15 protein-coding genes are annotated in these 15,530 nt (G+C 64.3%); 14 read left to right on the top strand and 1 reads right to left on the bottom strand.

What is annotated here, in order from left to right; all coding sequences use genetic code 11:
- Nucleotides 1-4 precede the first annotated feature (4 nt).
- Together G405_RS0108635 and G405_RS0108630 are read left to right on the top strand one after the other, a co-directional pair.
- Nucleotides 5-2,128, top strand: a complete 2,124-nt coding sequence (locus tag G405_RS0108635) for a sugar phosphate nucleotidyltransferase (RefSeq protein WP_022701117.1) — start codon at nt 5-7, stop codon at nt 2,126-2,128.
- 10 nt (nt 2,129-2,138) lie between these two features.
- A complete protein-coding gene (locus G405_RS0108630) occupies nt 2,139-3,071 on the top strand; it encodes an ABC transporter substrate-binding protein (protein ID WP_022701116.1) in 933 nt (310 codons plus the stop codon).
- On the opposite strand, the gene G405_RS0108625 is transcribed toward G405_RS0108630, so the two are convergent.
- Nucleotides 3,072-3,938, bottom strand: coding sequence for a LysR family transcriptional regulator (locus G405_RS0108625; protein ID WP_022701115.1), 867 nt, complete (start codon nt 3,936-3,938; stop codon nt 3,072-3,074).
- Nucleotides 3,939-4,045: 107 nt separating this feature from the next.
- On the opposite strand from G405_RS0108625, the gene cysG reads away from it, so the two are divergent.
- The 12 genes from cysG (at nt 4,046) to G405_RS0108560 (ending at nt 15,518) form a co-directional block, all read left to right on the top strand.
- The gene (cysG, locus tag G405_RS0108620) at nt 4,046-5,446 is read left to right on the top strand and encodes a siroheme synthase CysG (protein WP_022701114.1); all 1,401 of its coding nucleotides are present in this window, start codon (nt 4,046-4,048) and stop codon (nt 5,444-5,446) included.
- Nucleotides 5,443-5,733, top strand: a complete 291-nt coding sequence (locus tag G405_RS0108615; RefSeq protein ID WP_022701113.1) for a DUF2849 domain-containing protein — start codon at nt 5,443-5,445, stop codon at nt 5,731-5,733. The genes cysG and G405_RS0108615 overlap by 4 nt, the downstream gene beginning before the upstream one ends.
- Nucleotides 5,726-7,357 (top strand): nitrite/sulfite reductase, encoded by a 1,632-nt coding sequence (locus tag G405_RS0108610; RefSeq protein ID WP_022701112.1) that lies wholly within the window; start codon nt 5,726-5,728, stop codon nt 7,355-7,357. Before G405_RS0108615 ends, G405_RS0108610 begins: the two co-directional genes overlap by 8 nt.
- Nucleotides 7,347-8,447 (top strand): phosphoadenylyl-sulfate reductase, encoded by a 1,101-nt coding sequence (locus tag G405_RS15490; protein ID WP_022701111.1) that lies wholly within the window; start codon nt 7,347-7,349, stop codon nt 8,445-8,447. Before G405_RS0108610 ends, G405_RS15490 begins: the two co-directional genes overlap by 11 nt.
- Before the next feature lie 25 nt (nt 8,448-8,472).
- Complete coding sequence (locus G405_RS0108600) at nt 8,473-9,480, top strand: cysteine synthase A (RefSeq protein WP_022701110.1); 1,008 nt, start codon at nt 8,473-8,475, stop codon at nt 9,478-9,480.
- A gap of 11 nt (nt 9,481-9,491) precedes the next feature.
- Nucleotides 9,492-10,307 (top strand): ferredoxin--NADP reductase, encoded by an 816-nt coding sequence (locus tag G405_RS0108595; protein ID WP_022701109.1) that lies wholly within the window; start codon nt 9,492-9,494, stop codon nt 10,305-10,307.
- Nucleotides 10,308-10,520: 213 nt separating this feature from the next.
- Nucleotides 10,521-11,501, top strand: a complete 981-nt coding sequence (locus tag G405_RS0108585; RefSeq protein WP_022701107.1) for an NAD-dependent epimerase/dehydratase family protein — start codon at nt 10,521-10,523, stop codon at nt 11,499-11,501.
- Between the two features lie 112 nt (nt 11,502-11,613).
- A complete protein-coding gene (locus G405_RS0108580) occupies nt 11,614-11,898 on the top strand; it encodes a hypothetical protein (RefSeq protein ID WP_022701106.1) in 285 nt (94 codons plus the stop codon).
- Between the two features lie 111 nt (nt 11,899-12,009).
- Entirely contained in the window at nt 12,010-12,927 is a 918-nt protein-coding gene (locus tag G405_RS0108575; protein ID WP_022701105.1) for an ABC transporter ATP-binding protein, read from the top strand.
- A gap of 4 nt (nt 12,928-12,931) precedes the next feature.
- Nucleotides 12,932-13,660 (top strand): ABC transporter permease, encoded by a 729-nt coding sequence (locus G405_RS0108570; protein WP_022701104.1) that lies wholly within the window; start codon nt 12,932-12,934, stop codon nt 13,658-13,660.
- A gap of 80 nt (nt 13,661-13,740) precedes the next feature.
- Nucleotides 13,741-14,919 carry a sensor histidine kinase gene (locus G405_RS15485; protein WP_022701103.1) on the top strand — a complete coding sequence of 393 codons (1,179 nt, stop codon included), beginning with the start codon at nt 13,741-13,743 and terminating at the stop codon, nt 14,917-14,919.
- Nucleotides 14,916-15,518 (top strand): response regulator transcription factor, encoded by a 603-nt coding sequence (locus G405_RS0108560; RefSeq protein WP_022701102.1) that lies wholly within the window; start codon nt 14,916-14,918, stop codon nt 15,516-15,518. The genes G405_RS15485 and G405_RS0108560 overlap by 4 nt, the downstream gene beginning before the upstream one ends.
- Nucleotides 15,519-15,530: the final 12 nt, after the last annotated feature.

Here is a 15,530-nt window from a genome sequence, read left to right as displayed (position 1 = left end):
GAACATGACCAAAGTCACGCCCGTCATATTGTGCGGCGGCGGCGGCACTCGCCTTTGGCCCCTGTCCACGCCCCGAACCCCCAAGCAATTCCTGCCTCTGACCGGTCCGCAATCCATGGTGGCCGAAACCCTGGCGCGCGTCAGCGATGACGGCCTGTTCGGACCGGCCATGGCGATCGGCTCCAGCCGCCATCGTGATGCGCTGCAACAAGAGCTGCCCGGCGTTCGCCTCGTACTTGAACCCATGGGCCGCAATTCAGCGCCCGCCATCGCCGCGGCGACCTTGCTGGCCGATCCTGAGGAAATCCTGCTGATCCTGCCTGCGGACCACCACATCAAGGATGTGGCCGCGTTTCACCGCACCATCCGCAACGCCCAGCCCGCCGCCTGCGAGGGGCAGATCGTCACCTTCGGGATCAAGCCTGACTTTCCCGCCACCGGCTATGGCTATATCGAGGCGCTTCCCGCCGATAGCGCCGCCAAGCCTGTGGCGCGCTTTGTTGAAAAGCCCGATGTAGAGACCGCTCGCACCTATATCGAAACCGGCCGCTTTTACTGGAACGCCGGCATTTTCATGTTCACCGCCCGGGTGATGCGCGAGGCGCTGGCCGCTCATGCGCCCGACATTCTGGAGAGCGTGCAAGCCGCGCTCACCGAAGAAGGTCAGCTGGACCGGACCTTGTTCTCCCAATGTCGGTCTGAATCCATCGACTATGCGGTGATGGAAGCGGCGGACAATATTTCCGTGCTGCCCGCCTCCATGGGCTGGAGCGATGTGGGTGATTTCCGCGCCGTGCACGCCCTGCACGCCGAGGCGGCCCATGATCCGGTCGTTCTGCGCGGCGCCGTGGTCGCCCCCGGGGCGGAGCGCGTGTTCATCCAGTCATCCGGGCCGAAAGTGGCCGTGCACGGGCTGGACGCCATCGCCGTGATCGCCACACGCGACGCCGTGCTGGTGTCGAGCCTGGACGGGGCCGCCGGGATCAAACCCGCCGTATCCGGCATCCAGAGCCTGGGACAGACGCTGCTGCGTGCGGACCAGCGCCAATCCTTGGGCGATTGGCTGTGGAACACGGTGATGCCGGGCTGGGCCGCGCGGGCCGTCGACCCTGAAACGGGCGGCTTCATCGAGGGGCTGGACCTGCAGGGCGAGGCTGCGCCCGGCCTGCCCCGACGCGGCCGGGTCGCGCCCCGGCAATTGTTCAGCTTCGCGCGCGCCAAGCATCTGGGCTGGAACCCGGACGGCGCCGCGGATACGGTGATCGAAGCCGCGATCCGCTTCCTGGACGGTCCGGCGCGGTCTCCTCAGGGCGGCTGGGCGCACGGGTTTGACGGCCAGGGCAAGATCAATGATCCCCGCCGTGACTTTTACGACCATGCCTTCGTGGCGCTGGCCGGCGCGGAACTCGCAGGCCTGGGCGATCCACGCGGGCAGGCGCTGGCGGAAGAGGCCTTCGCCCTGATCGACGAGCTGTTCGCTGACGACCTTTATGGCGGCTGGGTGGATCACGAGACCGGCGGCGGCGGCAAGCTGTCCAATCCGCACATGCATCTTCTGGAAGCCAGCCTGCGCTATTACGAGGTCATGGGAGACACGGCCTCAGCCGAGCGCATCCAGACCCTCGCCACCTTGTTTGAGCGCTTCATGTTCGCGCCTGAAACCGGCGCCGTGCTGGAACGTTTTGGTCCGGACTGGACGCGCATTCGCGACGACCGGATCGAACCTGGCCATTGCTATGAGTGGATTTATCTTCTGAGCGAAACGGACCGGCTGGTGGGCCGTGATTGCGGCAGCTGGCTGCGCCGCATTCACGCTTTCACAGAAAGCCATGGCATCCGTGACGGCATGGCGCTGAATGTTCTGGGCAATGGGGATGCCGGATATCGGCTTTGGCCCCAGCTTGAACGGCTCCGCACCTATATCACGCTGGGTTCGCCGCAGGCGCCTGTGAAAGCGATGATCGACGAGATCCATGCCCGCTTCCTCAACAAGGGCCCAGCGCATGGTTGGGTGGACAGGCTTGACCAGGATTTCGAGCCGGCGGTCACGCATGTTCCCGCCAGCATGATCTACCATCTGATGACTGGCGTCGCGCCTTTCGTCTCGCGTCCCACGCCTGACCGCTAGACCCGGTCGCATGCGCATCGCTTCCCTGCTCGCCAGCTCGACCGAGATCGTCGCCGCCCTGGGCCTAACCGATAATCTGGTCGCGGTCTCCCATTGCTGTGACTGGCCGCCTCAAGTCCGAACCCTGCCGGCCCTGACCAGCGCATTGTTTGAGGCGCAGACCGCGCGTGAGATCGACGACGCCGTGCGCGCAAAGCTCGCAGGTCAGGACGCAATCTATGCCCTGGATGCGCAGGCCCTGGCCGCGCTCAAACCTGATCTGGTGATCAGTCAGGCCCTGTGTGATGTCTGCGCGGTTTCCGGCGCCGAGGTCAGCGCTGTCCTGAGCGGTCTCGACCCTCAGCCCACGCTCATCAATCTGGAGCCTTTTTCGCTCGGCGACATCCTTGAGACCATCAGCCTGATCGGAGACGCCGCCAGTGTCAGCGACCGCGCTGCAGCGCTCCGCGCCAGCCTTCAGGCCAGGATCGACTCCGTCGCCAAGCGTACGCAGGCGCTGCCCGGCCCGCAGCCGCGGACCGTGCTTCTGGACTGGACCAGCCCGCCCTTCATAGGCGGCCACTGGATGCATGAGCTGATCACGCTCGCGGGCGGCGAGGATGTCGGCGACACCGCCGGTCGTCCCAGTAGGACAACCAGCTGGACGGATGTTCTCGCCCTCAAACCTGAGCGGCTGGTGATCGCGCCCTGCGGTTTTCCCGCCGCGCGTACGCTAGAGGACATTGCGGGCGATCCAGACGCCATCGCCGCCCTGCGTCAGCTGGAGGCTCAGGGCTGCCAGCTCACTGTGTTTGACGGCAATCGCCTGTTCAGCCGCTCCAGCCCGGGCATTGTCGACAGTCTGGAAGCTCTGGCCCATTGGCTGTGGCCTGACGTTCACCCTGCACCCGATATCGAGTCGGAGATGGGACCCGTCCGCCCGCTCTCCGCTCTGGCACGCTGATCACAGCTCGCCTGCAAGATCCTGACGCGCCGCGGCGCACGCCTTGAGGTGCTGGGCGATGCGTGTGGCGACAGCGGACGGTGATCGTCCGGCGGCATAGTGAAGGAAATAGGCCTGATCGCTGGGCTGGTCGCCATTGGCGAATACCGGCGCCAGCCGCCCGGCGCGTATGGCGTCATAAGCGAGCGGCTTGCGCCCCAGAACGATCCCGGCGCCCTGCTCCGCCAAAGCCAGAGCGGCGAGAGACTCGCTGACTTTCAAGCGCGCTTGCGCCTCAAGCCCATATCCGCCCCGCGCGCTGAGCCAGTCCGCCCAGCTCAACCCGCTGCGGCTATCCTCAATCAGCGGCAACCTCTCAAGCACGTCTAGCCCGGCCTCGGACGGCACAAGACCCGGCCGCGCCAAAGGGGTCAGGACCTCCTCCATCACCCGCTCCGCCTCTGCGGGTACGGTCGCAAGACTGGAACGCTTCAGGGTCAGGTCAGCCTCCTCCCCGACCGGGACCAGGCGGATCGCGACGTCGACGCCTGACAAATCCCGGCCGAGCCAGGCGGTCATGATGTCGTGATCCGCCGCCAGCGTGAGGGTCGGCGCCGCCTGAGCCACCCGCAAGGCGGCGCTCGCCTCGCCCATCAGCTCGAACCCGCGCCGTAACGGCTCCAGCGCCGCCGCCCCGCGCTCGGTCAGGATGAGCTTGCGGCCTTCGCGCTCAAACAAGGGCGCGCCAATCAACGCTTCCAGCTGGCGCACCTGCTGGCCCACGGCGGCGGGCGTGACATTGAGTTCCTCCGCCGCGCCGACAAACCCGCCCTGGCGGGCGGCGGCTTCAAAAGCGCGCAGAGCGTTGAGAGGAGCGAGACCGGCCACACATCACCATTGAAAAGAATTTCTTTCTATATGACGCAAAAATACTGATTTGTAAAAAGTTCTCGTGACGGCGAAGGTCGAGGCCGATTTATAAGAGGCCTCCGTCTATGGACCAGTTCCTGCCCGCCATCCCTCTCTCCGGCGCCCGTGTGGTGGTGCTGGGTTCCGGCGAACCCGCGCTGAACAAGCTGCGTTTGTTTCGGACCGCGCCCTGTGAGCTGATCTGGTGCACGCTCGGCGTTTCTCCGGTCTTGCCCACTGATCTGAACCCCAACACCCGCATCGACACCCGGGCTCGACCCCATGATGTGTTCAAGGGCGCGCGTCTCGTCTTCATCGGGATCGAGGATGAGAAGCGCGCGGTGAAACTCGCCAACAAAGCCCGCAAGGCCGGGGCGCTGGTTAATGTAGTCGACAATCTGCCGCTGTGCGATTTCTACACCCCCGCCCTGATTGATCGTGGCGCGATCACCATCGCCCTGTCCTCTGGCGGCGCCGGCCCTGTCCTTGTGCGTGATCTTCGCAGTGCGCTGGAAAGCGTGATCGCTCCGGGCGTAGGTTTGCTCGCGCAAACCGCCAAAGGGCTGCGCAGTCGTGTCATGGATGCGTTTCCCAGTGTCGACGCTCGCCGTAAATACTGGGAGCGCGCCCTGCGCGGCCCCGCCGCACAGCTGGCCGACGCCGGCGATGAAGACGGCGTGCGCCATGCGCTTCTGGACGCCCTGAAAGATGACGCCCCCACCCCCAAAGGCGTGGTGCATCTGGTCGGCGCCGGGCCGGGCGATCCTGAACTTCTGACGGTGAAAGCCGCGCGTCTGATCCGGGACGCGGACGTGATCGTGCATGACCGGCTGGTCTCGCCTGAAATCATTGACCGCGCGCGCCGCGACGCCCATCGCATTGATGTGGGCAAGCGCCAGGGCGACCACCCGGTGCCGCAGGAGCGGATTTGCGAAATCCTGATCGAGCAGGCCAAGCTCGGCCGCCGTGTGGTGCGGCTGAAAGGCGGAGACAGCTTCATATTCGGGCGCGGCGGCGAGGAAGTCGAAGCCGTACGCGCCGCAGGCATTGAAGCCCATGTGACGCCCGGCATCTCCGCGGCGCTGGCCGCGGGCGCCCAGGCCCAGATCCCGCTGACCCATCGTGACGCCGCCCAGGCGGTGACCTTTGTGACGGGACGTCCGAAGCTGGGCGGGCCGGACCTTGATTACGCCGCGCTCGCCGCCTCAACCCACACCCTTGTGGTCTATATGGGCGTGGCCGTGGCCGCGACCCTGTCGCGTCGTCTGGTTGAAGCCGGACGCTCACCCGCGACGCCTGTGGGGATCATAGAGAACGCCAGCCTGAGCACCGAGCGGCGGGTCTTCACCACGCTCGACGCGCTGGCGCACACGATTTCGTCTGAAAAGCTCAGCGGTCCTGCAGTCCTCGTGATCGGCGAGGTGGTGGCGCGCGCGCCAGGTCATCTCGCAAGCCTCAGCCTTCAAGCTCTGGAGCACGCTGCATGAAAACCATCACAGCAAACCGCCTCACCGACGGTCGCGTCGTCTATCTAGCCGCCGATCACAGCTGGACTGAAAACGCCGATGAAGCCATCCGCCTGAACAACGACCAGACCGAAACAGCGCTTAACGTCGCCCTGCGCGACATCCTGCTCGTGGTCGGCCCTTACGCCATCGAGATCGGTGCGGACGTCGAAGCGTTCAGCCCGGCGGGCCGCAAGCATGTACGCGAGACCATCCGCCTGTCCGGTCCCAGCGCCGGTTCGACCAAGCGGGGCGCCACGCATGTATAAGTATGACGAGATCGACCGGGCGGTGCTCGATGCGCGCACGGCGGAGTTTCGCGAACAGGTGCATGCGCGCTTGTCTGGCGCCCTGAGCGAGGACGAGTTCAAACCGCTGCGGCTGATGAACGGCGTCTATCTGCAGCTGCACGCCTATATGCTGCGGGTCGCCATCCCCTATGGCGTTCTGTCGTCAGAGCAATTGCGTTCGCTCGCCTATGTGGCGCGTACGTATGATCGCGGTTACGGCCATTTCACCACACGCCAGAACATCCAGTATAACTGGCCGGCGCTGGTGGATATTCCAGACGTGCTCGACCATCTGGCCGGAGTGCAGATGCACGCCATCCAGACCTCGGGCAACACCATCCGCAACACCACGACCGACCCGTTCGCGGGCGCTGCGGCGGACGAAATCGCCGATCCGCGCCCCTGGTGCGAGCTGATCCGGCAATGGTCCACCACGCACCCCGAATTCACCTGGCTGCCGCGCAAGTTCAAGATCGCGGTCACGGGCTCCCCTGAGGACCGCGCCGCCATCGGCGTGCACGATATCGGCTTGCGCCTGGTGCAGAACGACGCCGGCGAGATCGGGTTTGAGGTGCATGTGGGCGGTGGTCAGGGACGTACGCCTGTGGTGGCGAAAATCATCCGTGATTTCCTGCCCCAACGCGAACTGCTCGCCTATCTGACCTCGATCCTGCGCGTCTATAATCTCGAGGGCCGCCGGGACAATCTCTACAAGGCGCGCATCAAGATCCTTGTGGACGCCATGGGGCCGGACGCCTTCCGCGACGCTGTCGAAGCCGAGTACGCCGCGAGCCGGGGCCGCGCCCTGACTTTGCCCGTTGAAGAAATCGAGCGCGTCAGCGGTTATTTCGCCCCGCCGGCGCCGGGTGAAGCGCTGACGAACATCCCCACAGGCTCCGCCTTCGCCCGCTGGCGCGCGGTGAATGTGAAGCCGCACAAGGTTAAAAACCGCGCCGTCGTGGTGATCCCGCTCAAAGCGCCCGGTGAAACGCCCGGTGACGCCAGCGCGGATCAGATGGATTTGATCGCCGACATCGCCGACCGGTTCGCCCTGAGCGAAATCCGGGTCAGCAAGGAGCAGAATCTGGTTCTGCCCCATGTGGACAAGGCGGCGCTGGGCACGCTGTTCGCGCTGCTGGATGAGGCCGGACTCGCCACGCCGAACGCCGGACGCGCCAGCGACATCGTCGCCTGCCCGGGACTTGATTACTGCAATCTCGCCAACGCCCGCTCCATCCCCATCGCGCAAGCCATTTCGACCGGGCTGCACCAGGCGGGACTGGATGACGCCACCGGCGACCTGACGATCAAGATTTCAGGCTGCATCAATGCCTGCGGCCATCACCACGTGGCCAATATCGGCCTTCTGGGCGTCGATAAGGCGGGGGTGGAGGTTTACCAGCTCACCCTGGGGGGCGTCGGGGACGGCGCCGCCGCTATCGGCAAGATCCTTGGCCCCGGCCTATCGGCGGATGACGCCGTCACCGCCGTCATCGCCTGCGTGCGCGTCTATGCCGAGCACGCTCTACCCCAGGAAACCTTCATCCAGACCCTCAACCGTCTGGGAACAGAACCCTTCAAGGAGGCCGTCTATGGCGCGTGATGCTCTCGCCCGGGTCGAACCGCACTCTGTCGAGCTGGCGGGCGACACGGCGTTCTCAGAGGCCCAAACCGCAATTCACGGCGTGCACCGCGTCGTGATCCGCTTCCCGAGCTTCAAGGATGGGCGCGGCTTCTCGCTCGCCGCGCTGCTGCGACGCTCAGGGTTTGAGGGCGAACTGCGCGCAGTCGGCCCTGTGCTGCCTGATCAGGTCGACGATTTGTTGCGGATGGGGTTTGACGCGGTGGATATCGAACGTCCCGAAGGCCCCGCCCGCAACCGTAATACGGGCGGCGCGCCCTATATCTACCAGCCTGATCCCGGCGCTGTGACGGCGCGCCCGACCGCCCTGCACATTCGGGCGCTGGCGGCGCGCAAGGCGACCGCCGAAGCGCTGGCGGCGGAGCTGGACGGCGCCTCGCCTGAAACCATTCTCACGCGCGCCGCCGAGGTCTATGGCGGACGCATGGCCATGCTGTCCTCCTTCGGCGCAGAGGCCGCGCTGGGGCTGGCGCTGGTGGCCAAGATCGCCTCTGACACGCCGATCCTGTTTCTCGACACCGGCCTGCATTTTCCCCAGACGCTGCGGTATCGCGACCATCTGGTCGACCATCTGGGCCTGTCCAACCTTCAGGTGTTGAGCCCTGAGAAAGACGAGGTCCGCGCCCAGGACCCTGACGAGACGCTGTATGACCGGGACGGGCAGGCCTGCTGTGATCTGCGCAAGGTCCGCCCGCTCGGCCGCGCGCTCGACCCGTATGACGCCCTGATTACGGGCCGAAAGCGCTATCATGGCGGTCAGCGCGGCGACATTCCGGCCGTGGAATTTGATGGTGAGCGGGTGAAGATCAACCCTTTCTCCTTCCTGAACCCAGAAGAGGTCTCGGCGCGCTACAAGGCGCTGGACCTGCCCCGGCACCCGTTGACGGAAGACGGCTACGCGTCGATCGGGTGCTGGCCCTGCACCGCGCCCTCTGACGCGCCCGGCTCTCGAGATGGCCGCTGGGCTGGTCAGGACCGCGAAGAGTGCGGCATCTTTGATCCGGTTCGCGCCGCGCGCGCCAAACGCGCCGGCGCCGTCCGCCTGATCTGAGGCGGCTGATCAAAGAGGGCATGACATGACCGCACCGATTGTGGAGCTGATCGGCGACACGCCGCTGATCCGCCTGAAGGCTGCGTCAGACGCCACGGGCTGTGAAATTTTCGGCAAGGCCGAGTTTCTCAATCCCGGAGGCTCGGTGAAGGATCGCACGGCGCTTGGGCTGATCTGCGCGGCGGAGGCGGACGGATCGCTCACGCCCGGCGGCGTCATCGTCGAGGGCACGGCAGGCAACACCGGCATCGGCTTGGCGCTGGTCGCGGGCGCGCTCGGATACAAGGCGCTGATCGTAATGCCGCGCGGGCAAAGCGCCGGCAAGCGCGAAGCCCTCATCGCAGCTGGCGCGCAGATTATCGAAGTCGATCCTGCGCCCTATTCCAGCGAACACCATTTCGTCCACGCCTCGCGACGGATCGCTGACAGCCTGCCCAACGCTGTCTGGGCGAACCAGTTTGATAATCCCGCCAACAAGGCCTTCCATGCCGCCACCACCGGCCGCGAAATCCTTGAACAGACAGACGGCCAGGTCGACGGTTTCATTTGCGCCGCCGGGACTGGCGGATCACTGGCCGGGATCGCCTCCGCCCTGCGAGCCGCCAAACCCGCCGTCAAGATCGGTCTCGCCGATCCCGCAGGCGGCGCGCTCTATTCGTGGTTCACCCAAGGCGAACTCAAATCACAGGGCGGCTCGATCACCGAAGGCATCGGCGTGGGCCGGATCACCGGCCAACTGGAAGGCCTTGAGGTCGATCACGCCTATCGCATCGAGGATGCTGACTTCCTGCCGATCCTGTTTGATCTCATTCAGACCGAGGGCTTGTCGCTGGGCGGGTCCGCCGGGGTGAATATCGCGGGCGCGATCTCCCTCGCGAAAGACCTTGGACCGGGCAAGACCATTGTCACCCTCTTGTGTGATTCCGGCGCCCGCTACGCCGGCAAACTCTTCAATCCTGAATTCCTGCGCGCCCGCGGGCTGCCAGTTCCGCCCTGGACGGAACCGGACGCTGCTGCGGGCCTGAGCGCCTGAAGGAGACCGATATGCTTGATGTCGCCCAAGACGCGGACGTGATCGACCAAGGCGCATTCTTCGCTTGCAAGGTCACTGAGGTGGAGCATTTCACCGATGACCTGTTCCGCTTTCGCACGGCGCGGCCTTCGACCCTGAGGTTTCGGCCGGGCGAGTTTCTGATGATTGGTCTGGAAGGCGAAAAGAAACCTGTTCTGCGCGCCTATTCCGTGGCGAGCCCGAGCTGGGACGACACTTTGGAGTTTTACTCCATCAAGGTGGAGAACGGCGCCCTGACCTCGCGCCTGCGCCATATCCGGCCCGGCGACCGGGTGCTGGTCGGTCGCAAGCCCACCGGCACGCTGGTCACCGATGCGCTCAAGCCTGGCAAGCGCCTGTACATGCTGTCGACCGGCACCGGGGCTGCGCCGTTCGCAAGCCTGATCCGCGAGCCGAGCGTCTATGAGCAGTTTGACGAGGTGGTTTTCACCCATACCTGCCGCACCAGCCCGGAGCTGACTTATTCGCGCGGTCTTGTGGAAGCGCTGAAGACCGATCCTTTAGTGGGGGAGGCCGCAGCTGGCCGCCTTGTCTATTTTGACAGCGTCACCCGCGAGGACGGGCCACGACAGGGCCGCATAACCACCTTGATCGAGACCGGCGCGCTCTTTGAGATGATCGACCGTCCCGCCCTTAACCCCGAAACCGACCGGGTGATGATCTGCGGCTCCATGGCGATGCTGGGCGAGCTGAAAGCCATGCTCGAAGCCCGCGGCTTTGAGGAGGGGTCGAACGCCAAACCGGGCGATTTCGTGGTCGAAAAAGCCTTCGCCGGCGAGGGTGTCTAGGCGCCTTATGCCCTCACAGCGACCGGGATATGGACGCTTGGGGCGGCTTGGGGCATGGTCGCGGCAGGAATCAGTCGTCTTTTCTGGCGGCTGATCATCTCTGCGTGACCTGACAGCCTTGGCCGTCCGATCTTCATTGCGCCGCAGACGATGAAGTACATAACACCGTTCGCGCGCCCTAGGCGTCCCGCGACGGGGAGGGAGACTGCAGGCATGACCTCGCCTGTGATCGTCACCGGCGCCGCCGGTTTCATCGGCATGCATACAGCGGAGCGTTTGCTGGCGCGTGGTGAAACCGTTATCGGCATTGACGGATTTAACGCCTATTACGACCCGGACCTGAAAGAGGCGCGCGCCGCCCGGCTGTGCGCGCACACGGGTTTTGAGCTGGTCCGCGCCGATATCGCCGACCATGAAGCGCTCAATGCGCTTGTGGCGCGCTCCGGCGCGAAACGGATCGTGCATCTGGCCGCTCAGGCTGGAGTCCGCTACTCCATCGAAAATCCCTTCGCCTATGAGCGCTCAAACCTTGCCGGGCACCTGTCTGTGCTGGAGGCGGCACGTCATAACGCGGTCGAGCATCTGGTGTACGCCTCATCCAGCTCGGTCTATGGCGACCGCCCCCTTACGGGCGAAGGCTTCAAGGAAAGCGATCCTACCGTCTCACCGGTTTCCCTATACGCCGCCACCAAACGCTCGTGCGAGCTGATCAGCCAGAGCTACGCCCATCTCTACGGCTTTCCGCAAACAGGATTGCGGTTTTTCACCGTCTACGGTCCGTGGGGCCGGCCGGACATGGCCTATTACAAATTCGCCGAGATGATCGCCCGCGGCGAACCGATCGAGGTTTATGGCCAGGGCCAGATGGCCCGCGACTTCACCTATATTGATGATATCATTGACGGTGTGATCGGCGTGCTGGATGCGCCGCCCGACCGGGGCGCTCACGAGATTTACAATATTGGCGACAGTCAGCCCGTTGGCCTGATGGATATGATCGCCTCTCTGGAAGACGCTCTGGGGATGGAAGCGAAGAAAATCATGCGCCCCATGCAGCCGGGCGATGTGACGGCCACCTATGCTGACATCAGCCGGCTAAACGCCAAGATCGGCTATAAACCCAAGGTGATGCTCACCGAAGGGTTGCAGCGTTACGTGGCCTGGTGGCGATCTTATAAAGGCTGTCAGACCTAGTCTTGCTTGCTTTTTCGTCGATGATTTAGGACCTGTTAACACTTTGTTTACAACGCTGGTTGGGGCTTTGTTCAGCTTTTTCGGCTACCTTCGATAATCATGGAGGGACGTCATGCAGGCACACCGCAAGACTGAAGCACACGCAATACCCGCCCCGGCCCAGCCGTCGGAGAGCGCGGTTACAGGCGTTGTCCCTCCGTTTCCGACAGCCGATCCGGCTGCAGGCTACGCCATCCCCTCTCCGGCGCACGCCCTGCAGGAACGTCTGGAAACCGCGTTCGCCGAACCGGTGGTTGAAAACCGCTGGAGCCCAAGACGCACCCTCGCCTTTCTGGTGTTCACCTGCGGCGCCTTCTGGGGCGCTGTCGTCGGCGGCGCCATCCATCTGTTCGGCTAAGCGCTTGAAGATGGTGACATGTGTCACCCTGCTCTTGTGACGGGCGTCACTGCAGATTTCTTTCCAGTCCTGGCACGGTACGGGTTCAACTGACCCAGGCTGTGAGGACTGATGACCGCTTCCCCTGATATTGATGCGCCTGTTTTGAAAGCGCACGCCCTGACTCGGCGTTTTGGCCGCGAGACCGCGCTTGACGGCGTGAACATCAGCGTATCCGACACTGGCGTTCTGGCGCTATTGGGACCGAACGGCGCCGGGAAGACCACGTTCGTGCAAACCGCGCTTGGCCTTGTCCCTCCCAGCTCCGGCGCTTTGCAGGTTTTCGGCGCCAAGCCGGGCAGCCATGCCACCAAGACCCGTATCGGCGTGATGATGCAGGACACGGATCTGGCGCACACCTTGACGGGGCGTGAGTTGCTGGAGCTGTTCGCCAGCTATTATCCTGATGCTGCTGATCTGGACGCCCTGATCAAACAGTGCGCGCTGACGGACTTCATCAAGCGGCGCTACGGCCAGCTTTCAGGCGGCCAGAAACGGCGCATCCAGTTTGCGCTCTCTCTCGTCGGCAAGCCTGACCTGTTATTCCTGGACGAACCCACCACAGGCCTCGACACCGAAGCGCGCCGCGCCCTGTGGGCCGTCGTGCGCGACGTGGCCGCGAACGGAACCCTGGTGGTGCTGACCACCCATTATCTGGAAGAAGCCGATGCGTTGGCCGACCGGGTGGTCGTTTTGCAGAACGGACGCGTCATCGCCGATGACACGGCGGACGGTCTGCGCACTCGCATGGGCGGTGCTGTGATCAGCTGCGTCACCAGCCTGTCTGATGAGGCGCTCAATGCATTACCTGGACTGATCGCGATGAACCGGGCGGGCCGCAAGGTCCGCCTTCAGGTGAGTGAGTCAGTCGCCTTTCTCAAAGCGCTGTTGAATGCGGATCCGGCGCTGAGCGATCTCAGCGTCGCGCAACCCACCCTGGAAGACGCCTTTGAAGCGCTGACGGGCCAATCTGACTCAGAGGGAGCCTGATCTCATGGCGAATGCATATCTGGCTGAAATCAAGGCTGAAATCCTCAAATTGTCGCGCATGCCCGAGTTTGCGATCCCGACCCTCATCCTGCCCGTGATGTTCTTCACCCTGTTCGGCGTGATCATCCCGGGCAGCCGGGACAATGCGCCTTACCTGCTCTCGACCTTCGGCGTGTTTGCGGTGATGGGGCCGGCCTTGTTCGGATTCGGCGCAGGCGTGGCGCAAGAGCGCGAGCGCGGCTGGCTGACCCTGAAACGCGCCGTACCGGCGCCAGCGGGCGCGCTGCTGGTGGCGAAAACCACGGCGACCATTCTGATCGCAAGCGTGTCGCTGGCTGCGATCTACGCCGTGGCGGCTTTCGCCGCCGACGTGAATCTGCCTCCCCTCGTCTGGCTCAGCCTGTTGCTGGTTCACGTGCTGTCCGCCATTCCGTTTGTCCTGATCGGCTTGGCTTTGGGGTTCGTCTTCGGCGCCAACGCCGCGGTCGCCGTCGCCAACATCCTCTATCTGGGCATGGCGGTGCTGGGCGGGCTCTGGATGCCGGTCAGCGTTTTCCCACGCATCATGGCGCAAATCGCCCAATTCCTGCCGAGCTTTCATCTCGCTGAAATCGCGTTGTCCATCAGCGGAGCCGCCGGCGAAAAAGCGATGCTGGGCCACGTCCTCGCAACACTAGTCATCACCGCAATCGCGGCCGGCCTGGCGCTTCTCGCCTGGGCGCGCCAACGCTAGAGGCTGGCTCTGAGCTGCGGAGCAGGGCAGGGTGAACCCTGACCCGACTCCGCCGCTCGCCGATAGGATACGCGTTTATTATGGCGTCAGAACCGACCCGCAAATCCGATGGACTGTCCGCTGGCGCCGCGTCTCAGGGCGCCAGGCCCAAATGGACAGGCCGTGTGCGTGGCTTGTCTGAAAGCCCGAGCTTCTATCTGATATATCTGGCGTTTTATTTCACGCCCTGGTTTTTCCAGCTGCCGGGCTTGCGCGATGCGTTGATCGGCTTTGCGGCCGTGGGCAGCTTCATCCCCATGTACCTTTACGCCAATGCTGGCGACCCGTATCGCAATGGCGTCAAACCCCACCGCATTCTGCTGGCCGCAGGCTACGCGTCCTTCCTGTCGCTGGCGCTGATCCCTGTGGTGGGGATGAGCGGCAACTTTCATATTTTCGCCGTCACCCTTCTGGCTGGACTGAGACCGCAAAGAACCGCCCTGCTGGTCATGGCGGGAACGAGCGCCTTCTATCTGTGCGCCTCCTGGCTGCTGGATGTGACGATCTTTGAGATGGTGCTGTCGCAATTCATCGCCGTGATGGCGGCCATGGCGACCCTGGCCGGGTATGAATCCGCTGCGCGAGTTTCCACCCGCGAGAGCAATCTGCGCATGGAGGCCGAACTGGCGGCGCTGCGTGAACGCGAACGCATTGCGCAGGATCTGCACGATCTGTTGGGCCACACCCTGACGACGATCGCCGTCAAATCCGAACTGGCCGCGCGTCTTCTGGATGCCGATGCAAACCGGGCGAAAACCGAGATTATCGAGATCCGCGACGCCGCCCGCATCACCCTCAAGGATGTGCGCGCTGCGGTCGCGGGCATGCATGTCACGACCGTCCATCAAGAACTGGCGCGCGCCCGATCCGCGCTCGCCGCCGCCGAGATCAGGTTAAGCGTCGAGGGAGAGCCGCCAGAACTCGACCAGGCGGCGCATTCCTCGCTGGGTCTGGCCTTGCGTGAGGCGATCACCAACATCATTCGCCATTCCGGCGCCCGAAGCGCCCGTATTCATTTTGCGCCCGAAGGCGCGCTGATCATCGAGGATGACGGCTGCGGCGGCGAGCTGCACGCCGGAACCGGTCTGGATGGCATGCGTCGGCGTATTGAATCCCTTGGAGGGGAGATGGAGATCGAAAGCCGGGAGTCCGGCGTTCGCGTCATTCTCAGTCTGCCCCCCGCCAAACCCGGCCAGGAGAGCCTGGAGCAAACCCCATGATTTCCATTGTCATCGCTGAGGACCAGTCGCTGCTGCGCGGCGCGCTGGCGGCCCTGCTGTCTCTCGAACCCGATATAGACTTGCTGGCCCAGGCCCAGGACGGTGAAGAGGCCGTGCGCCTTGTGAAAGAGCTCAAACCCGATGTTCTGGTCACCGACATTGAAATGCCAGGCCTGACCGGAATTGAAGCGTCAGAAGCCCTGCGTCAGGCGGGCAGCAGCACTCGCGTGCTGATCGTGACCACTTTCGCCCGCCCCGGCTATCTGCAACGCGCGCTGCAAGCGGGCGTTCTGGGCTATGTGCTGAAAGACGCGCCCAGCGAGGAGCTGGCGGACGCCGTGCGCCGGGTGGCGCAGGGACAACGCGCAGTCGCCGCAGAGCTGGCGGAAAGCGCCTGGAGCGCGCCGGTCATGCTGACCGCACGTGAACGTGACATTCTGAAGCTGGTGGAAGAGGGCAAATCCAACAAGGAAATCGCCCGCACGCTCAGCCTGTCGCCCGGCACCGTGCGCAATTATCTTGCGGACGCGACCCAGAAGCTGGGGGCGGCCAACCGCATCGAGGCGTTTCAGATCGCCCGCGAAAACGGTTGGCTCTAACCTCTCAACAGT

This window comes from Oceanicaulis alexandrii DSM 11625, assembly GCF_000420265.1.
Classification (GTDB): domain Bacteria; phylum Pseudomonadota; class Alphaproteobacteria; order Caulobacterales; family Maricaulaceae; genus Oceanicaulis; species Oceanicaulis alexandrii.
This window is presented reverse-complemented; position numbering and strand designations above follow the sequence as displayed.